Genomic DNA, 18,200 nt, shown 5'->3' on the forward strand with positions numbered 1-18,200 from the left:
TTCCCAGGAGAGACAGAAATGGCTGCAAAAGACGTAAAATTTGGCCGCAATGCGCGCGAGAAGATGCTGCGCGGCGTCGATATCCTCGCCGATGCCGTCAAGGTGACGCTCGGCCCCAAGGGCCGCAACGTCGTTATCGACAAGTCCTTCGGCGCTCCGCGCATCACCAAGGACGGCGTGACCGTCGCCAAGGAAATCGAGCTGGAAGACAAGTTCGAGAACATGGGCGCGCAGATGCTGCGCGAGGTCGCCTCGAAGACCAACGACATCGCCGGTGACGGCACCACGACCGCGACGGTCCTCGGCCAGGCAATCGTGCAGGAAGGCGCCAAGGCGGTTGCCGCCGGCATGAACCCGATGGACCTGAAGCGCGGCATCGACCTCGCTGTCACGGAAGTCGTCGCCGACCTCACCCGGAAGGCCAAGAAGATCAAGACCTCGGAAGAAGTCGCCCAGGTCGGCACGATTTCGGCCAATGGCGATGCTTCGGTCGGCCAGATGATCGCCGAAGCGATGCAGAAGGTCGGCAATGAAGGCGTCATCACGGTCGAGGAAGCCAAGACCGCCGAGACCGAGCTGGAAGTCGTCGAAGGCATGCAGTTCGACCGCGGCTACCTCTCGCCCTACTTCGTCACCAATCCGGAAAAGATGGTGGCCGATCTCGAGGATCCGTACATCCTCATCCATGAGAAGAAGCTCTCCAACCTGCAGGCCATGCTGCCGGTTCTCGAAGCTGTCGTGCAGAGCTCCAAGCCGCTCGTCATCATCGCTGAAGACGTCGAAGGCGAGGCTCTGGCCACGCTCGTCGTCAACAAGCTGCGTGGCGGCCTGAAGATCGCCGCCGTCAAGGCTCCGGGCTTCGGCGATCGCCGCAAGGCCATGCTGGAGGACATCGCGATCCTCACCGGCGGCCAGGTGATCTCGGAAGACCTCGGCATCAAGCTGGAGAACGTCAACCTCTCCATGCTCGGCCGCGCCAAGAAGGTGTCGATCACCAAGGAGAACACCACCATCGTCGACGGCGCCGGCCAGAAGGCCGAGATCGACGCCCGCGTCGGCCAGATCAAGCAGCAGATCGAGGAGACTACCTCGGACTACGACCGCGAGAAGCTGCAGGAACGCCTCGCCAAGCTGGCCGGCGGCGTTGCCGTGATCCGCGTCGGCGGTGCGACGGAAGTCGAAGTGAAGGAAAAGAAGGACCGCGTCGACGACGCCCTCAACGCGACCCGCGCGGCCGTCGAGGAAGGCATCGTTCCGGGCGGTGGCACCGCGCTGCTGCGTTCCTCGAACGCCATCACCGTCAAGGGCGCGAACCCCGACCAGGAAGCCGGCATCAACATCGTCCGCCGCGCTCTGCAGGCTCCGGCCCGCCAGATCGCCACGAACGCCGGTGACGAAGCTTCGATCGTCGTGGGCAAGATCCTGGAAAACAACGCCGACAACTACGGCTACAACACGGCCACCGGCGAATATGGCGACCTGATCGCCCAGGGCGTCGTGGATCCGGTCAAGGTTGTCCGCACGGCTCTCCAGAACGCCGCTTCGGTTGCCGGCCTCATGGTCACCACCGAGGCCATGATCGCCGAACTGCCGAAGAAGGACGCAGCCCCGGCGATGCCCGGCGGCGGCATGGGCGGAATGGGCGGAATGGACTTCTAAGAAGTCCTATTCGCGATTGACGAAGGCGGGCCTCGTGCCCGCCTTTTGTTTTAGGGCGCTTTACGGTTTGATGGAAACTGTTGCTACCGTGACCCCTTCACCCTCGCCCTTCGAGGCTCCCCTTCGACAGGCTCAGGGGAGCACCTCAGGATGAGGGTGAAGGGGCGGGCAGCGCTTCCAGAAGCCCTTGGATGGAGATGGAGAAAGCGGCGCTTCAATAGCCCTCATGGTGAGGTGCGAATGGAGCGCCAGCGGAATTCGCCTCGAACCACGAGGGCGCTTGGCGATTCCATCAAAACAGAACCGCTCTCAGCAGGGCAGCCGGAAAAGTGCAGACTGATGCACAATGCACGAGCCAACATATTGACTTATTGCCTCGGTGCCCTACCGCCCTTTCCCTTATCCCTTTGGTAACAAAGCCTTAACCATCGGTCACTAATTGTGCGCTTAACGGTTCTGTTTGTTAGCGAGCGCTGATTGACTGGCTTCCGCAAACATGGTCAACCCCATGGCAAGGCTTGCCTTATTCGAGATGGACTTCCAATTGCCCCCGCTTTAGGGAAGTCCTGTCTCGGGCAACAGGAAAGGCGGATCCCCATCCGCCTTTCCACCCCCCTCTCCCCTTTAGTTCCTATTCCGCCGCTTCGCTCATGGTCGCCGGCGGCTCCGTGCCTTGCGCCGCATCGAAGCGGGTACGCGCGGCCAGAACGCGGTCGTGATTGGCGACGGCCCAATTGCCCAGCGCGCCCACGGGAACAAGCAGGTCGCGGCCCAGATCGGTCAGCTCATATTCCACACGCGGCGGAATGGTCGGAAACACGGTGCGGGTGACGAAGCCGTCCCGCTCCAGCCCGCGCAGCGTCGCCGTCAGCATCTTCTGCGAGATGCCGGAAATGGTGCGCTTGAGCTCGTTGAAGCGCATCGGGCCATTGCCGAGATAGTTCACCACCATCACCGTCCACTTGTCGCCGATGCGCGATAAAAGCTCATGCACCGTCGCGCATTGGGACGTCACCTCGAAGTGATACGGTTTCAAAAAAGTGCCTCCTTGCGACGTGGAAATCCGGCTCGTTATATAGCGCCGGTTTCCTTTTGTTACCACCTCAGTTTTAGCCATTACCTCCTTGTGCTTACGAAGAAAGGCCCAGCAAACATGACCAAACCGAAGATCGCCGTCATCATCGGCTCGACACGCGGATCGCGCTTCGCTCCCATCCCGGCAAAATGGATTGCCGATGCCGCCTCGGCGCGCGGCGACATCGACGTGGAGGTGGTGGACCTCCTCGATTATCCGATGACCTTCCTCGGCGAGGAGCGCACCACGGACGCGCAAAACGAAACGGCCGAGCGCTGGAAGAAGAAGATGCGCGAATTCGACGGCTATATCTTCACCGTCGCCGAATATAACCATGCACCGACCGCGGTTTTGAAAAACGCCATCGACATGGGCGAATGGATCCAGAAGCCGTTCGGCTTCGTCGGTTATGGCGGCGTCGGCGGCGCCCGCGCGGTCGAGCATCTGCGCCTGATCGCAGTGGAAATGCAGGCTGCCTCGGTCAAGACGGGCGTGCATATCCTCTTTCCAGAATATCTGGCCGTGGTGAAGGGCGAAAACCAGCTCAGCGATTATCCGCACCTCGCCGATGCGGCGACCGCAATGCTCGATCAGCTCGTCTGGTGGGCGAAGGCGCTGAAGGCCGCGCGCGAGGCGTAAGAAACTGCATCGATATGAGCCGGGCGCCCTCGCCCGGCTTTGTTCCTTCTCATTCTCGCGCTATGGTTTCGCCGCCCCAACAGGAGACCTTCATGCGCAAGAAGCTTCCCATTTCAACGGCGCCGATGAACGGCACCAAAGTCACCGTCATCTGGACCGACGAGGACGGACGCGAGAACGAATCCGTGGCCCGCTATCACACGCTCGAGCAGTTGCGGGCCGGCGGCGGCGACTGGGACGAGGCGGATGCCGGCTGGTGGACCTTCACCGACAGCCGGACGCAGAAGAAGATCGACCCCACGGCCTGGGTGTCCGAAAATGCCGACGATGAGAACGAGGAAGAGTGAGATGACAGCAACACGCACCGAAACCGATACGTTCGGCCCTATCGAGGTCCCTTCGGACCGTTATTGGGGCGCGCAGACGGAACGCTCGCTCCATAATTTCAAGATCGGCGGCGAGCGGATGCCTCTGCCCCTCGTCCATGCGCTCGGGATCGTCAAGCGGGCGGCGGCGGAAACCAATATCGCGCTCGGCAAGCTCGATCCCGTGATCGGGCGCGTCATCACCGTGGCGGCGGCGGAAGTGGCCGAGGGCAAGCTCGACGATCATTTTCCCCTGGTGGTCTGGCAGACCGGCTCCGGCACGCAGTCCAACATGAACGCCAATGAGGTGATCTCCAACCGCGCCATCGAGATGCTGGGCGGCGAGATGGGCTCGAAAAAGCCGGTCCACCCGAACGACCACGTCAATATGAGCCAGTCGTCCAACGACAGCTTCCCGACCGCGATCCATATCGCAACCGCCATGGAGACGGTGAACCGGCTCTTCCCGGCGCTCGACCATCTGACCGGGGCGCTGCGGCAAAAAGAAGAGGCCTTCGCCGATATCATCAAGATCGGCCGCACCCATACGCAGGACGCGACGCCGGTGACGCTGGGCCAGGAGTTCTCCGGCTATCGCGCCGCGCTGGAATATGGCCGCCATCGCATCGAGCAGGCGCTCGGCGACATCTACCTGCTGGCGCAGGGCGGCACGGCAGTCGGCACCGGGCTCAATGCGCCCAAGGACTTCGACACGGGCTTCGCCGATGCGGTGTCCGAAATCACCGGCCTGCCCTTCAAGACCGCGCCGAACAAGTTCGAGGCGCTGGCGAGCCATGGCGCGATCGTCAATTTCCATGGCAGCCTCAATGCGCTGGCCGCCGACCTCTTCAAGATCGCCAACGACATCCGCTTCCTCGGCTCCGGCCCGCGCTCCGGCCTTGGCGAATTGAAGCTGCCGGAAAACGAGCCGGGCTCGTCGATCATGCCGGGCAAGGTCAACCCGACGCAGGCCGAAGCGCTGACCATGGTGGCGACACAGGTGTTCGGCAACCAGACCACGGTGACGGTGGCGGCAAGCCAGGGCCATTTCGAGCTCAACGTCTTCAAGCCGGTCATCGCCTTCAACGTGCTGCAATCGATCCGCCTGCTTTCGGACGCGATGGTGTCGTTTGCGGACAATTGCGTTAACGGTATCGAGGCGGACGAGGTGCGGATCAAGGATCTGCTGGCGCGCTCGCTGATGCTGGTAACCGCGCTCGCCCCCGCCATCGGCTACGACAATGCGGCCAAGATCGCCAAGACGGCGCACAAAAACGGCTCGACCTTGCGCGAGGAAGCGCTGGCGAGCGGGCTGGTGTCGGCGGAGGATTACGACAAGCTGGTGCGGCCGGAGCGGATGATCGCGCCGGAGTAGAGCCGCCTCGCGCCTTCCCTCCCCCTTGCGGGGAGGGTGGCCCGAAGGGTCGGGTGGGGGTGGTGACGTTTGCGCTACGGTCTTCGAAGCAAGCGCAAACGTCACCACCCCCATCCGCCCGCTGACGCGGGCACCTTCCCCGCAAGGGGGAAGGAGGGCACTAGGTCCGTCTCAAATCTGTGAACAATCTGTCGTTAACGTTCCGGCTTTCTTTGACAAACCCATGTGGTTATCTGCCCCGAGACATCAACCCTCTGGAGAACTAACCATGTCAGGCATCGCTTCCAGCAATTCATACGGCAATCTGCTCGGCCGTATTCTTCTTTCGTCGCTGTTCATTCCCGCCGGCTTCAGCAAGCTGATGGCACTTTCCGGCACGGCAGGCTATTTCGCCAGCAAGGGTCTTCCTGCACCGATGATCGTCGCCATTCTTGTCGGCGCGCTCGAGCTCTTCGGCGGCCTTGCCATTCTCGTCGGCTTCCAGACCCGCATCGCCTCCATTCTGCTCGGCCTCTTCACCATCGCAGCAGCTTTCGTCGCTCACATGGATTTTGCCGATCAAGGCCAGCTTATCAATTTCCAGAAAAATCTTGCCATCGCCGGCGGCTTTTTCGTCCTCGCCGCGATGGGCGCTGGTGCGCTGTCGCTGGATGCGCGACGCGGATAACCACCCCTCATCCGACCGCTTCGCGGCCACCTTCTCCCACAAGGGGAGAAGGAAGGCGCTTGGCGTCGGCTTTGCTGTCCAATCACCTACGTTTGCGATTGGCAGGGATGGGAATGCAGCGCTCCACCTTCTCCCCTTGTGGGAGAAGGTGGCCCGAAGGGCCGGATGAGGGGTATGCTACGCCAAACTCTCGCGAATGCGGCCAGCGATTTCCCCCACCCGCGCATTGGCATCGCTGCGCCGCGCTGAAACCAAACAGGCCTGCGAGCGCAGGATGATCCCGTCCTCCAGCACCTTCAGCCGGTTGGCCTTGAGGGTCGAACCGGTGGAGGTGATGTCGACGATGATATCGGCGGAGCCGGCGGCGGGGGCGCCTTCGGTTGCGCCCAGGCTCTCCACGATGCGGTAGACCTGGATGCCGTGCTTCTGCGAAAAGAATTGCTGCGTCAGCCGCCAGTATTTGGTGGCGATGCGCAAGCGGCGGCCATGGCGCTGGCGGAAATCGGCGGCGACGTCGTCAAGGTCGGCCATGGTCGTGACATCGTGCCAGACCTCCGGCACCGCCACCACCACATCCGCATGGCCGAAGCCAAGCTGCGCCTCGATGGCGACGCGCTCATCCGAGCGGCTCAGCTGCTCGCGGATCAGATCCTCGCCGGTAACGCCGAGATCAACACCGCCATAGCCAAGCTCGCGGGCGATTTCCGAGGCGGACAGGAACAGGATATCGAGATCGTCCTCGCCCTCGACGCGCGCGCGATAATTGCGGTCGTCGTCGGGCAGCACGACTTTCAGCCCCGCCTCTCTCAGCACAGCGAGCGACTGTTCCTTGAGCCGGCCCTTGGAGGGAAGCGCCAGTGTGACGGTCATTCTCCCCTCCCCTCGTCGCTGGCAAGATTTTCAAGCCGGTCGAGCCAGATGGAAAAGCCGACAGCGGGAATGGACTCCGCCGCGCCCAGCAGCGTCAGCAGCCGGTCGAAGCGCCCGCCGCCGACGATCACATTGCCATCGGTGGCAGCCCGGATTTCGTAGACGAGCCCGGTATAGTAATCGAGCGGACGGCCGAACGCCGCGTCATATTGCACCTCGCCAAGCGCTATGCCCGCTGCCTCCATTGCCGCCACACGGGCGGTGAAGGCCTGCAGCGCCGCGCCGAGATCGAGCCCGTTATGCGCGGCAAAATCCTTGAGCCGGTTTGACGCGCGGTCGAGCGGCTCGCGGATGGCGAGGAAGCTTTCCAGCGCTGCGAAGGCTTCCTTCGGCAGCCGGACGGAGGCGAGGCTCTCCTTCTCGATCAGGCGGCGGGCGATTTCGACAGGCGCGCGGCCCGCAGCAGGCGAAATGCCGGCTTCGCGCATGTCCTGTTCCAGAAATGCCCCGAGCGCCGCTTCATGGCCCGCAGCGACGAGCCCGGCCAAAGGCTCCGGCAGCGCGCCGTTCTCACGCGGCTGGACAAGCCCGGCGAGCAGGCTTTTCAGCGCTTCCGGGTTGCCGAAGGTGCGTGCCAGCTTCTTCTGCCAGCCGCGCGGCAGGCCGAGGGCGGCAAGCACCGCTTCGAACATCGCCTGGTCGCCCAGCACGATCTCAAGCGTAGCGGCAGGTGCGGCGAGGCGCACGCAGGCCAGCGCGTCGGCGAGCGAGCGCGCGTCGGCCATGGCCTCGTCCGGCTCGCCCAGATCCTCGATGCCGGCCTGATAGAACTCCGTCCCGCCCTCACGGCGCTGGCGGAACACTTCGCCCAGATAAGCATAGCGCTTCGGCGTCGCGGCATTGCGCGCGATGTGGTTGCGGCAGACGGGAATGGTGAATTCCGGGCGCAGGCAGAGGCTGTCGCCGTTCTCGTTCTCAGTGAGGAAGATGCGACGGCGCAAATCCTCGCCCGCCATGTCGAGGAACGGATCGGCGGGCTGGATGACCGGAATGTCGGTCAAGTCCGCACCGCGCGCGGCGAGCAGCGCGGAGAGGTCCTTGGCGAAGGCGGGGGGACGGGAGGGGGTCATGCGGAAACAACCCGGTTGACGAGAATTGGCGCGTTTGCCGTCTCACCCCCCTCTGCCCTGCCGGGCATCTCCCCCACAAGGGGGGAGATTACGCCTTCGTAGACGCGCGACACCAATCGCTGCCGTCGCAGAATGAGGGCGGAGCGTCGTGTCAGCCAATCTCCCCCCTTGTGGGGGAGATGCCCGGCAGGGCAGAGGGGGGTGAGCGGCGGTGATGCGAGCATGGCGATCTCACTTTTCCCCGGCGCGATCCGCCGCCTGCTCATCAAGCATCCGCTTCACCGTCGCGACCAGATCGGCTTCCTTCACCGTCACCTGCGCGGGGCGGCTGGCGCGCCATTCCTCGTTGCTCTCGATTTCCTCCGAGAGGCGCTTGCCCTCGATCAGATCCTTGATCTGGACTTGCTCCTGCGCGCGCTCGTCGACGCCCTGGATGATGGCGAGGGGGGAGCGGCGACGGTCGGCATATTTCAGCTGGTTGCCGAATTTCTTCCAGTTGCCCTGATACATCTCGGCACGGATGCCGGCGGTGCGGAGCTTCTGGGTGAAATCCTGATATTTCCCCATCGCCTCCATGTCGCCATCCATGACGGTGACGAGCACGGGTGCGAGCACATCGTCGCCATCGAGCTTGCCCAAGTTCTTCAAGGCCGTCATCAGGCGCGATACGCCGATGGAGAAGCCGGTGGCTGGAACCGGCTGGCCACGGAAGCGCGAGACGAGCCCATCATAACGCCCGCCGCCGCCGACCGAGCCAAAACGCACGATCTCACCTTTTTCATTGGGGATTTCGGCAGTGAGTTCGACTTCGAAGACGGGGCCGGTGTAATATTCGAGACCGCGGATAACTGACGGATCGATCTTGATGCGGTCTTCTTCATAACCGGCTGCAACGCAAAGCGCTTTGATCTCGGCAAGCTCCTCGACGCCCTTATTGGCTTCGATCGTGCCTGTCTCGATATAGGCGAGCACTTTGGCGATAGATGCATCATCCAGCCCCGCCCCCTTGGTGAAATCGCCGCTCTCGTCCTTGCGGCCAGCACCAAGCAACAGCTTCACGCCTTCGGCGCCGAACTTATCCAGTTTGTCGATAGCCCTGAGAATGGTGAGCTTCTGCCCCTCATCGGTAACGCCAATGGCTTCCATCAAGCCGTCAAGCACCTTGCGGTTATTGACGCGAACGACGTAATCGCCGCGCTTTATCCCCAGCGCCTCCATCACATCGGCCATCATCATGCACATCTCGGCATCCGCCGCGACTGAGGGTGCGCCGACCGTATCGGCGTCGAACTGCATGAACTGGCGGAAGCGGCCCGGTCCCGGTTTCTCGTTGCGGAAGACATAGCCCGCGCGATAGGTGCGGTAGGGAAGCTGGATCTCGTTGAAATTTTCCGCGACATGGCGGGCGAGCGGCGCGGTCAGATCATAGCGCAGCGACAGCCATTGCTCGTCATCGTCCTGAAGCGAGAACACGCCTTCGTTGGGGCGGTCCTGATCGGGCAGGAACTTGCCGAGCGCATCGGTATATTCCAGCATCGGCGTCTCGATGGGATCGAAGCCGTAGCGCTCATAAACCTCGCGGATCGCCGCCAGCATCTTGTCGGTGGCGCGGATATCGGTCGCATGGCGATCAACAAGTCCGCGCGGAAGCCGTGCCTTCACCTTGTCTGCCTTGTTCGCCATGATGTTCGTCCGATATCTGAGATTTGTACTTTTGTCCTTTGTTGCCATTAGGCAAAAGGACAAGGCTTACTATCCCACCGACGACCATATGCCAAGACCGCCGCGTTATTTCGGCCTTTTCAAATTTCCCCGCATCTCCTCCACCTCGCCCCCGCAGCAGCAGCCCTCGATGTGGTCGTTCACCATCCCCATGGCTTGCATGAACGCGTAGACCGTTGTCGGGCCGACGAAGGTCCAGCCGCGCTTTTTCAGATCCTTTGAAAGGCGAATGGAGGTGGGGCTGGTGGGATTGGCCCGCAGCGTTTCATAATCCATGACATCAGGGCGTTCCGCCGCCCCAGGCTCGAAGGACCAGAAATAGGCCGCCAGCGAGCCCTTTTCCGACGAAAGTTCGATGGCGCGTTTCGCGTTGTTGATGGTGGAGACGATCTTGCCACGATGGCGGATGATGCCGGGATTGGCGAGCAGCCGTTCGATATCGCTCTCGCCGAAGCGGGAGACGCGCGCGAAATCGAAGCCCGCGAAGGCCTCGCGGAAATTCTCGCGCTTGCGCAGGATGGTGAGCCAGGAAAGGCCGGACTGGAAGCCTTCAAGGCAGATTTTCTCGAAGAGCCTGACGTCGTCGGTGACCGGCCTCCCCCATTCATGGTCGTGGTAATGGAGATAATCCGGCAGATTGCCGTGCCAGGCGCAGCGTATTCTGCCATCCGCCCCCTCGACGAGGCCGGTCTTGACGGGGGTATTATCGGTCATTGGCATCCTCTTCACCGCCATTGAGACGGCATTAACCACCACGCGAAACCGGGCGCTAACCATAGTCATAGTTGCCGCGAAGAATCGCCTTTTTATTGAATTCGATTCACTTTTTCTATTCCGGCCCCGGCCACAATCCCCATCAAGGACATCGCAAACGCCTCTCCTGACAGCATGATGTCAGGAGCCGGGCTGCAAAAGGGTTATGGGCAGCAGAATCATGAAACCGCGCCATCTTCTCCTCATTACCGCCGTGACGGCAATCACCATTTCCGCCATTTCCGCAACCGGGGCATGGGCGAATGACCGCTATGCGCCGCGCGCGCCGGTGCAGCTTTCCCCCGACCTCACCGCGCCATGGGTGACGCAATTGCAGGCGCCGCCGCGCTATCATGAAGAGCGCGGGGTGCGCTATTATTATGCCGGGCCGGAACATGCCGCCCGCCGCGTCTATGTCGCGCCGCGCCAGGGCCAGCGCCGGGTTTATGCCCCGTCCGCGCAAGGCCAGCGCCGCGTGGTGCGCTATGCGCCGCTGACGGCGGAGCAGCCGCCGCGCTACGAGCCGGTGAACTACCGCCGCCCCGCCCAGCGCGCGGCGCCGCGTCCCGAGCGCAAGGCACAGCGTGGACTGAACCCGATCTACCTACCGCAGGAGGTGGATTACAAGGGACCCCACAAGTCGGGCACCATCGTGGTCGATACGTCGAAGAAATTCCTCTATCTCATCGAGCCCGGCGGCAAGGCGCGGCGTTATGGCGTCGGCGTCGGCAAGGAAGGCTTCGAGTGGAAGGGCACCAACCGGATTTCGCGCAAGGCGGAGTGGCCGGACTGGCGTCCCCCGGCAGAAATGATCAAGCGCGAGGCTGAGAAAGGCCGCGTTCTGCCCGTCCATATGGAAGGTGGCCCCGAGAATCCGCTCGGCGCGCGGGCGCTTTACCTCGGCTCGACGCTCTACCGCATCCACGGCACCAACGCGCCCTGGACCATCGGCACCGCCGTCTCTTCCGGCTGCATCCGCATGCGCAACGAGGATGTCACCGACCTCTATGAGAGGGTGAAGGTTGGCGCCAAGGTCGTGGTGATGTAACCGCATACGGACCTTGAGACGATCATGACAAGGGCTGCGGCGAACCGTCCGCGGCCCTTTTTCTTTTTGCCGGACTCTTGTCCGGCGCCGTCTTTTCCTATGATATTCCATAAGTAAGAATAAGAAGGAGAGGATCACCATGACGGTACCCAGCATAAAGCTGAATGACGGCACGCAGATTCCGCAGCTTGGCTTCGGCGTCTGGCAGGTCGGCAATGACGAGGCGACCAAGGTCGTCGGAAAAGCGCTGGAGACGGGTTACCGGCACATCGACACCGCGGCGATCTACGGCAATGAGGAAGGCGTCGGCAAGGCCTTGAAAAATTCCGGCCTGCCGCGCGGCGACATTTATCTGACGACGAAGCTGTGGAACACCGACCAGGGCTATGATTCCGCGCTGAAGGCGCTGGAGGCGAGCCTCAAGCGGCTGCAGACGGATTATGTCGACCTCTACCTGATCCATTGGCCGGTGCCGGCGCGGGACCTTTTCATGGATAGCTGGCGTGCGCTGATCAAGCTCAAGGAACAGGGCGTGGTGAAGTCCATCGGCGTGTCGAACTTCCGCATCGCCGACCTCGAGCGCGTCATCAAGGAAACGGGCGTGACGCCGGTGCTGAACCAGATCGAGCTTCATCCGCAGTTCCAGCAGAACGAACTGCGCGTCTTCCACGAGAAGAAGGACATCGCCACGCAGGCGTGGAGCCCGCTCGGCCAGGGCAAGATTCTCGAAAACCCCGTCCTGGAGAACATCGCCGCCAAGCATGGCAAGACCGTAGCGCAGACCATCCTGCGCTGGCACCTCGACACAGGCAATATCGTCATCCCGAAATCCTCGACGCCGGCGCGTATCGTAGAGAATTTCGACGTGTTCGGCTTTCAGCTCACCTCAGGCGAGCACGATGCGATATCCGAATTGAACAGCCCGGACGGGCGGATCGGACCGCATCCGGACAGTGTGTGAGGATTTTAGCGATGGGCCGGGAAACCGGCCCTTTTTTTCGCGGAATGGGGATTCCATGGGTGAGAATGAGGGTGAGGGGACGAAGCTAACGGATGCAGCCAGAGAACAAATCAAACTGAAAGCAACGTTTATAAACGGATTGGCTATCGGTGTTTTTCTGATTGGGACCTTTACCCCAATAACGCGCGTTGCGTATGATCCGGCGATTTATGGAAAAGCTATTGTTCCGGTGCTTTTTTCCGCGATTATTTGCATCGCAATTGGATTTGCCTTACATTATTGGGCATTGAGGCATCTGGAGGGATTAGATCAATGACCATCTACGCCTACGTGCTATTGGCCACTCCGTTTGTCTGTATGCTCATTGGCTTCATCATTCTTCATTATGTCGATCCCGTAATCCCACCTAAGCGCCCTCGTCGCTGAACGAAGCATGTAGAGGGGCTAGCTATGAGCATCTATAACTTCTTAGCATTTATCATTCCGCTTGTCGGAATCGTCGTTGGCCTGATCGTTCTTCACTATGTTGCACCCGTAACTCCCAAGCGTTCTCAACACGAGCGAGAGCGGGATCGTCTGCGATCAGACACTGAGCGGGTGTAATTCCAGCCCCTCTATCTCCGGCCCGCCATAAGCCCAATCCAGCAATTCCACCGTATGCACGATCGGCAGTTTCGAGCCTGATGCGATCTGGGTGATGCAGCCGATATTGCCGGTGGCGATCAGGTCTGGCTTCGTCGCCTCGATGTTCTTCACCTTGCGGTCGCGCAGGCGGCGGGAGATGTCGGGCTGCATGATGTTGTAGGTGCCGGCGGAACCGCAGCAGAGATGCCCTTCCGCCGGTTCCCGGACGGTGAAGCCCGCCCGCGCCAGGAGCGCCTTCGGCTGGCGGGTGATCTTCTGCCCGTGCTGCATCGAGCAGGCGGAATGATAGGCGACGGTCAGGCTAGCAGGTTTTTCCGGCGCGGGCAGGTCGAGGGTGGCGAGATATTCGGTGATGTCCTTGGAGAGCATTGAGACCTTCGCCGCCTTGTCCTTATAGGCGGGGTCGAGGCGCAGCATGTGGCCGTAATCCTTGATGGTCGTGCCGCAGCCCGATGCGGTGACGATGATCGCGTCGAGGCCGCCATTTTCGATCTCGCGGGTCCAGACATCGACATTGCGCCGCGCTTCCGCCAGCGCCTGTTCCTCCCGGCCCATATGATGGACGAGCGCGCCGCAGCACCCCTCCCCCTTCGGCACGACCACCTCGATACCGAAGCGGGTGAGCAAGCGGATCGTCGCCTCGTTGATGCCCGGTTTCAGCACCGGTTGGGCGCAGCCGGTCAGTATGGCGACGCGGCCGCGCGGCGCGGCTTCGGGCTTGTGCGTGCCGGGGTCGGCGAAGACGGAGCGGGCGGGCAGCGCGCGGGGAGCCAAGTCCAGCATCGCGGCGAATGGCTTCAGTGCGGGCACGGTTTTGAACAGTTTGGCGAAGGGATGCGCCAGTTTTGCCACCCAAATCGCGGCGCGGAAGCGTTTTGAATGAGGCAAAACGGCGGCAAGGAGCGCCCGCGTCAGCCGGTTTGCCAGCGGGCGTTTATAGGTCTTTTCGATATGGATGCGGGCGTGATCGACCAGATGCATATAATCGACGCCGGACGGACATGTCGTGGTGCAAGCGAGGCAGGAGAGGCAGCGGTCGATATGCTTGACGATCTCGGCATCCGCGGCCCTGCCATTTTCCAGCATGTCCTTGATCAGATAAATGCGCCCGCGCGGGCTGTCGAGCTCATTGCCCAGCGTCACATAGGTCGGGCAAGTCGCCGTGCAGAAGCCGCAATGGACGCATTTGCGCAGGATCTTTTCAGACTCCGCTATCGCCGGATCGCGCAATTGGGCAGGCGTGAAGTTGGTTTGCATCTCAAAACTCTTGCTATCTGCCGCATGACCTTATCCAAAAAGTCTGCAACTTTTTGGGATCATGCGAGCGTACGCCCCGGATTGAGTATCCCCTTCGGGTCGAACTGCTGCTTCAAGCGCTGCGACAAGGCCGCCAAGCTAGGGGGCTGCGGCTCGAAGACATCGACCGTACCGCGCGTTACGGCGGGAGCGCGCACCAGCGTGGCGTGGCCGCCGCCGAAATGGGCGATGAGACGGCGCAGCGCCTGCGGCTCGGGGTCCGCCTCCATGCGCAGCCAGACAAGCCCGCCCTGCCAGTCATAAAACGCATCAACGCCCGCGCCGAGGCGCAAGGCAGCCACCATTTTGTGCGCCTCCGTCGGTGTCATAGAGACACGCCAGATGCAGCGTTGAGTACCATCGGCAAAAGGCAGGCAGTCGCGAATTTCTCGCCAGAGATGGCGCGATTGATCTTCAGCTATTTCGTCCATCTCGCCCGCCGGCTTCAGCAATCCCTTCAGCTTCTCCGCGCGGGCCCTGACCGAAGGGGCGAAGCCTTCCAGCCGCAGCAGTGTCGAAGCCTTGCCCGAAAGCGCGCCGTCGATGACCTTGCCGGTGACGGTGACCGGCAGATGCGCGGCGGATGAAACTTCCGCGCTCGAGCCCATAGCGATGGCCATAGCGCGTGCGGCTTCCTCATCTTCAAGACCGCGAAGGGCGAGCGTCGTCTCCATCTCCGGCGCGGGGAGCACCTTGAAGGTGACTTCGGTGAGGACTCCCAGTGTACCCCACGACCCGGCCATGCCTTTGGAGAGGTCGTAGCCGGTGACGTTCTTCACAACCCGCCCGCCGGATTTGAAGAGTTCGCCCCGCCCGGAGACGACGCGCACGCCGAGAATATGATCCCGCGCCGCCCCCGCCTTCAACCGCCTCGGGCCGCTCAGATTCGCTGCGAGCACACCGCCGATGGTTCCCCTGCCCGGCTCTCCGCCCAGAATTGGGCCGTAATCCATCGGCTCGAATTGCAGGCATTGGCCATGTTTGTCCAGCAGCGCCTCGATTTCGGCAAGCGGGGTTCCAGCTTTTGCCGAAAGCACCAGTTCCTCCGGCTCATAGAGCGTGACGCCGGAAAGGTTGGACAAATCGATGGTGTGCTCCACCTGCATCGGCCTGCCGATGGCGCGCTTGGTGCCGTGGCCGATGATTTCCACCGGCGTTTCCTCTGACAACGCCCATTGCACGGCTTCGAGGATGTCTTCTTCGGTTCTGGGAGTGAAAATGGTCATCAAAACCTCGGAATATCCGGAAAGGCCAATTGCCCGCGGTGAATATGCACCCGGCCCAGTTCCGCGCAGCGGTGGAGTTGCGGGAAGACCTTCCCCGGGTTGAGCAGGTGCTTTTCGTCGAAGGCGCATTTGACGCGGATCTGCTGGTTCAAATCCGTCTCGGTGAACATCTCCGGCATCAGATCGCGTTTTTCCACCCCGACGCCGTGCTCGCCGGTGAGGACGCCGCCGACGGCCACGCAGAGCCGCAAGATATCCGCTCCGAACGCTTCCGCCTTCTCCAGCTCGCCGGAGACATTGGCATCATAGAGGATCAGTGGGTGGAGATTGCCGTCGCCCGCGTGGAAGACATTGGCGACGCGCAGGGCGTATTTTTCTGACAGAGCCCGCATTCCGGCCAGCACTTTCGGCAGTTCCTTGCGTGGGATCGTGCCGTCCATGCAGTAATAATCTGGCGAAATGCGCCCCACCGCCGGGAATGCCGCCTTGCGCCCCGCCCAGAACGTAAGGCGCTCCTCCTCCGATTGCGAAACGATGCAGGTGGTCGCGCCATTCGCCCGCGCGATCTCCTCCACCCGGGCGATCAGATAATCGACCTCCACCTCCGGGCCATCCAGCTCGACGATCAGCAGCGCCTCGACATCGAGCGGATAGCCAGCATGGACGAAATCCTCCGCCGCATGGATGGCGGGCTTGTCCATCATCTCCATGCCGCCGGGGATGATGCCAGTGCCGATGATATCGGCGACGCATTGGCCTGCCGCCTCGCTGGAGGGAAAGCCGACCAGCACCGCGCGCGCCGTCTCGGGCTTCTGGAGGATGCGGACGGTGACTTCCGTCACCACGCCCAGCAGCCCTTCCGAGCCGGTCATCAGGCCGAGCAGATCATAGCCTTCGCTGTCGAGATGCTTGCCGCCCAGCCGGACCACCTCGCCATTCATCAGCACCATTTCGATGCCGAGCACATTGTTGGCCGTCAGCCCGTATTTCAAGCAATGCACGCCGCCGGAATTTTCCGCCACATTGCCGCCGATGGAGCAGGCGATCTGCGAGGACGGGTCCGGGGCATAATAGAAGCCCTCATGCTCGACCACGCGGGTGATGCCGAGATTGGTCACGCCCGGTTGCACCTTTGCTACGCGGTTAGCGAAATCCACCTCCAGAATACGATTGAAGCGCGACATAACGAGCAGCACCGCATCCTCCAGCGGCAGCGCGCCGCCAGAGAGCGACGTGCCGGAGCCGCGAGGCACGACGCGGATATTGCGGTCGTGGCAATATTTGAGAATGCGCGAAACCTGCGCCACGGTCTGCGGCAGCACGACAACCAGCGGCAATTGCCGATAGGCGGTGAGCCCGTCGCTCTCGAAGGCGCGCATCCCGTTGACGGCGTCGACCACGCCCTCGCCCGGCACAATCTCCCGCAATTGCGCGACGATCTCCGCCCGCCGCGCCAGCGTGGCGGCGTCCGCCTTCGGCATCGTCAACCCGGACATGCTTCCTCCCGCATGAATATAGCCTGGAATGAGTTACTCCTTGGCTGTCTTGCTTGTAAACGTTGTATATTGCCGCGAACCGTTGAAGGCGTTTTTCTGTGATGGAACGAATAAGCGCATGATGAGCAATCTGGCCGATATGGAGATATTCGCCCTGACCGTGGCGAGCGGCAGCATGTCGGCGGCGGGGCGCGAGCTTGGCCTGTCTCCCGCCGTCGTCTCGAAGCGGCTGCGGCGGCTGGAGGACCGGCTCGGCACCCGCCTCCTCCAGCGCACGACGCGGCAGATCGCGCTGACCGAGGCGGGACAGGGCTATTACGAGCGGGTGCTGGCGATTCTCTCCGGCGTCGAGGAGGCGGAGAGCTTTGTCTCGCGCCGGTCCGCCGATGCGCGAGGGACGCTGAAAATCTCCGCGCCGACCACCTTCGGGCGGATGCATATCGCGCCGCATCTGGAGCCGTTCATGCGGGCGAATAGCGATCTTGCCATCAACATGATGCTGACGGACGAGATCGTCGATATCGTGGGCGAAGGCTATGATCTGGCGATCCGCATCGCCGAGCTATCCGATTCGAGCCTCGTCGCCAGACGGCTCGCCCCGGTGCGGCGCATCCTCGTGGCCTCGCCGCGCTATATCGCCGAGCATGGGATGCCCAAAGATTTCGCCGACCTCGAAAACCATATCTGCCTCGCGCCGCACAATAACGACCCGTGGCGGCTGGAAGGTCCGGATGGGCCGGTATCCTTGCGCCCCGCCGGGCCATTGCAGACCAATTCCAGCGAAGTGGTGCGGGAGGCGGTGCTGGCCGGGCTCGGCATCGCGCAGCGCTCGACATGGGATATCGGGCCGGAACTGGCGGCGGGCAAGCTCGTGCAGGTGCTGCCCGACTATACGGCGACGCGCAAGGTGGCGATATATGCCGTCTATCCCTCGCGGCAGTTCCTTCCGGCGAAGGTGCGGCTTTTCATCGATTATCTGGCCGATCTGTACGCACCCACGCCCTATTGGGAAAAAGGCGCGAAATGATCCCGTTCGGCCTTCTTCGAATCAGCGATAGCTGGAGGAGACGCCGTATCCGTCGCTGGAGACCTGATGGCCGCCGGCATCAACCGAGAAAATGCCGGTCGCCATGAACAGGATCGCGGAGATCATGAGAATGGTAAGGAGCGTGGCGCCCTTGGCGGTCATGTTGGATCGTCTCCACGATGGTTTAGGTGCTTTGCGCCGGAACCGAAACGCAGCGCGTCAGGTGAGTACACACCCAACTCCTTT

At 62.1% G+C, this 18,200-nt stretch carries 18 protein-coding genes; 9 read left to right on the forward strand and 9 right to left on the reverse strand.

What is annotated here, in order from left to right; translation table 11 throughout:
* Positions 1 to 18: 18 nt before the first annotated feature.
* On the forward strand, positions 19 to 1,659 hold the full coding sequence (groL, locus tag IEX53_RS00975; RefSeq protein WP_188820551.1) for a chaperonin GroEL: 1,641 nt from the start codon (positions 19 to 21) through the stop codon (positions 1,657 to 1,659).
* Positions 1,660 to 2,290: 631 nt separating this feature from the next.
* Here the strand turns inward: groL and IEX53_RS00980 are convergent.
* Positions 2,291 to 2,695 (reverse strand): winged helix-turn-helix transcriptional regulator, encoded by a 405-nt coding sequence (locus IEX53_RS00980; RefSeq protein WP_236015981.1) that lies wholly within the window; start codon positions 2,693 to 2,695, stop codon positions 2,291 to 2,293.
* Positions 2,696 to 2,812: 117 nt separating this feature from the next.
* On the opposite strand from IEX53_RS00980, the gene IEX53_RS00985 reads away from it, so the two are divergent.
* The 4 genes from IEX53_RS00985 to IEX53_RS01000 all read left to right on the forward strand — a co-directional run bounded on the left by IEX53_RS00985 (position 2,813) and on the right by IEX53_RS01000 (position 5,780).
* Positions 2,813 to 3,373: an NADPH-dependent FMN reductase gene (locus IEX53_RS00985; RefSeq protein WP_188820555.1), complete on the forward strand. Its 561-nt coding sequence runs from the start codon at positions 2,813 to 2,815 to the stop codon at positions 3,371 to 3,373.
* A gap of 92 nt (positions 3,374 to 3,465) precedes the next feature.
* Positions 3,466 to 3,720 (forward strand): hypothetical protein, encoded by a 255-nt coding sequence (locus tag IEX53_RS00990; RefSeq protein WP_188820557.1) that lies wholly within the window; start codon positions 3,466 to 3,468, stop codon positions 3,718 to 3,720.
* Position 3,721: 1 nt separating this feature from the next.
* Positions 3,722 to 5,113: a class II fumarate hydratase gene (gene fumC, locus IEX53_RS00995; protein ID WP_188820559.1), complete on the forward strand. Its 1,392-nt coding sequence runs from the start codon at positions 3,722 to 3,724 to the stop codon at positions 5,111 to 5,113.
* A 268-nt stretch (positions 5,114 to 5,381) separates the two neighbouring features.
* On the forward strand, positions 5,382 to 5,780 hold the full coding sequence (locus IEX53_RS01000) for a DoxX family protein (protein ID WP_188820561.1): 399 nt from the start codon (positions 5,382 to 5,384) through the stop codon (positions 5,778 to 5,780).
* A 177-nt stretch (positions 5,781 to 5,957) separates the two neighbouring features.
* Here IEX53_RS01000 and hisG read toward each other — a convergent pair whose 3' ends face one another.
* The 4 genes from hisG to IEX53_RS01020 form a co-directional block, all read right to left on the reverse strand.
* Positions 5,958 to 6,650: an ATP phosphoribosyltransferase gene (hisG, locus tag IEX53_RS01005; protein ID WP_188820563.1), complete on the reverse strand. Its 693-nt coding sequence runs from the start codon at positions 6,648 to 6,650 to the stop codon at positions 5,958 to 5,960.
* On the reverse strand, positions 6,647 to 7,780 hold the full coding sequence (locus IEX53_RS01010) for an ATP phosphoribosyltransferase regulatory subunit (RefSeq protein WP_188820565.1): 1,134 nt from the start codon (positions 7,778 to 7,780) through the stop codon (positions 6,647 to 6,649). The genes hisG and IEX53_RS01010 overlap by 4 nt, the downstream gene beginning before the upstream one ends.
* Positions 7,781 to 8,011: 231 nt before the next feature.
* A complete protein-coding gene (gene hisS, locus IEX53_RS01015; RefSeq protein WP_188820567.1) occupies positions 8,012 to 9,463 on the reverse strand; it encodes a histidine--tRNA ligase in 1,452 nt (483 codons plus the stop codon).
* Positions 9,464 to 9,568: 105 nt separating this feature from the next.
* On the reverse strand, positions 9,569 to 10,216 hold the full coding sequence (locus tag IEX53_RS01020; protein ID WP_188820569.1) for a DNA-3-methyladenine glycosylase I: 648 nt from the start codon (positions 10,214 to 10,216) through the stop codon (positions 9,569 to 9,571).
* A gap of 220 nt (positions 10,217 to 10,436) precedes the next feature.
* Between IEX53_RS01020 and IEX53_RS01025 the strand changes: the two genes are divergently transcribed.
* From IEX53_RS01025 to IEX53_RS01035, 3 genes are all read left to right on the forward strand, one after another.
* Positions 10,437 to 11,303 (forward strand): L,D-transpeptidase, encoded by an 867-nt coding sequence (locus IEX53_RS01025; RefSeq protein ID WP_188820571.1) that lies wholly within the window; start codon positions 10,437 to 10,439, stop codon positions 11,301 to 11,303.
* Positions 11,304 to 11,442: 139 nt separating this feature from the next.
* On the forward strand, positions 11,443 to 12,264 hold the full coding sequence (locus IEX53_RS01030; RefSeq protein WP_188820573.1) for an aldo/keto reductase: 822 nt from the start codon (positions 11,443 to 11,445) through the stop codon (positions 12,262 to 12,264).
* Between the two features lie 55 nt (positions 12,265 to 12,319).
* Positions 12,320 to 12,580, forward strand: coding sequence for a hypothetical protein (locus tag IEX53_RS01035; RefSeq protein WP_188820575.1), 261 nt, complete (start codon positions 12,320 to 12,322; stop codon positions 12,578 to 12,580).
* Between the two features lie 266 nt (positions 12,581 to 12,846).
* On the opposite strand, the gene glcF is transcribed toward IEX53_RS01035, so the two are convergent.
* The 3 genes from glcF to IEX53_RS01050 are packed head-to-tail and all read right to left on the reverse strand — an operon-like array spanning position 12,847 to position 16,927.
* Positions 12,847 to 14,166: a glycolate oxidase subunit GlcF gene (gene glcF, locus IEX53_RS01040; protein WP_188820577.1), complete on the reverse strand. Its 1,320-nt coding sequence runs from the start codon at positions 14,164 to 14,166 to the stop codon at positions 12,847 to 12,849.
* Positions 14,167 to 14,225: 59 nt separating this feature from the next.
* The gene (glcE, locus tag IEX53_RS01045) at positions 14,226 to 15,431 is read right to left on the reverse strand and encodes a glycolate oxidase subunit GlcE (protein ID WP_188820579.1); all 1,206 of its coding nucleotides are present in this window, start codon (positions 15,429 to 15,431) and stop codon (positions 14,226 to 14,228) included.
* Positions 15,431 to 16,927 (reverse strand): FAD-linked oxidase C-terminal domain-containing protein, encoded by a 1,497-nt coding sequence (locus IEX53_RS01050; protein WP_188820581.1) that lies wholly within the window; start codon positions 16,925 to 16,927, stop codon positions 15,431 to 15,433. The genes glcE and IEX53_RS01050 overlap by 1 nt, the downstream gene beginning before the upstream one ends.
* Before the next feature lie 118 nt (positions 16,928 to 17,045).
* Between IEX53_RS01050 and IEX53_RS01055 the strand changes: the two genes are divergently transcribed.
* Entirely contained in the window at positions 17,046 to 17,954 is a 909-nt protein-coding gene (locus IEX53_RS01055; RefSeq protein ID WP_188820583.1) for a LysR family transcriptional regulator, read from the forward strand.
* A 21-nt stretch (positions 17,955 to 17,975) separates the two neighbouring features.
* Here IEX53_RS01055 and IEX53_RS01060 read toward each other — a convergent pair whose 3' ends face one another.
* Positions 17,976 to 18,116 (reverse strand): hypothetical protein, encoded by a 141-nt coding sequence (locus IEX53_RS01060; RefSeq protein WP_188820585.1) that lies wholly within the window; start codon positions 18,114 to 18,116, stop codon positions 17,976 to 17,978.
* Positions 18,117 to 18,200 lie beyond the last annotated feature (84 nt).

The sequence above is a fragment of the Paramesorhizobium endophyticum genome (assembly GCF_014640615.1).
GTDB lineage: Bacteria > Pseudomonadota > Alphaproteobacteria > Rhizobiales > Rhizobiaceae > Paramesorhizobium > Paramesorhizobium endophyticum.

Excerpts from the sequence above, each read along its gene's own strand:
- IEX53_RS01060 (WP_188820585.1), bottom strand. The coding sequence starts at position 18,116 with ATGACCGCCAAGGGCGCCACGCTCCTTACCATTCTCATGATCTCCGCG.
- IEX53_RS01055 (WP_188820583.1), top strand. The coding sequence starts at position 17,046 with ATGATGAGCAATCTGGCCGATATGGAGATATTCGCCCTGACCGTGGCG.
- glcE (WP_188820579.1), bottom strand. The coding sequence starts at position 15,431 with ATGACCATTTTCACTCCCAGAACCGAAGAAGACATCCTCGAAGCCGTG.
- IEX53_RS01000 (WP_188820561.1), top strand. The coding sequence starts at position 5,382 with ATGTCAGGCATCGCTTCCAGCAATTCATACGGCAATCTGCTCGGCCGT.
- IEX53_RS00990 (WP_188820557.1), top strand. The coding sequence starts at position 3,466 with ATGCGCAAGAAGCTTCCCATTTCAACGGCGCCGATGAACGGCACCAAA.
- glcF (WP_188820577.1), bottom strand. The coding sequence starts at position 14,166 with ATGCAAACCAACTTCACGCCTGCCCAATTGCGCGATCCGGCGATAGCG.
- IEX53_RS01030 (WP_188820573.1), top strand. The coding sequence starts at position 11,443 with ATGACGGTACCCAGCATAAAGCTGAATGACGGCACGCAGATTCCGCAG.
- IEX53_RS01010 (WP_188820565.1), bottom strand. The coding sequence starts at position 7,780 with ATGACCCCCTCCCGTCCCCCCGCCTTCGCCAAGGACCTCTCCGCGCTG.
- IEX53_RS00985 (WP_188820555.1), top strand. The coding sequence starts at position 2,813 with ATGACCAAACCGAAGATCGCCGTCATCATCGGCTCGACACGCGGATCG.
- IEX53_RS01050 (WP_188820581.1), bottom strand. The coding sequence starts at position 16,927 with ATGTCCGGGTTGACGATGCCGAAGGCGGACGCCGCCACGCTGGCGCGG.
- groL (WP_188820551.1), top strand. The coding sequence starts at position 19 with ATGGCTGCAAAAGACGTAAAATTTGGCCGCAATGCGCGCGAGAAGATG.
- IEX53_RS01035 (WP_188820575.1), top strand. The coding sequence starts at position 12,320 with ATGGGTGAGAATGAGGGTGAGGGGACGAAGCTAACGGATGCAGCCAGA.
- hisS (WP_188820567.1), bottom strand. The coding sequence starts at position 9,463 with ATGGCGAACAAGGCAGACAAGGTGAAGGCACGGCTTCCGCGCGGACTT.
- hisG (WP_188820563.1), bottom strand. The coding sequence starts at position 6,650 with ATGACCGTCACACTGGCGCTTCCCTCCAAGGGCCGGCTCAAGGAACAG.
- IEX53_RS01020 (WP_188820569.1), bottom strand. The coding sequence starts at position 10,216 with ATGACCGATAATACCCCCGTCAAGACCGGCCTCGTCGAGGGGGCGGAT.
- IEX53_RS01025 (WP_188820571.1), top strand. The coding sequence starts at position 10,437 with ATGAAACCGCGCCATCTTCTCCTCATTACCGCCGTGACGGCAATCACC.
- fumC (WP_188820559.1), top strand. The coding sequence starts at position 3,722 with ATGACAGCAACACGCACCGAAACCGATACGTTCGGCCCTATCGAGGTC.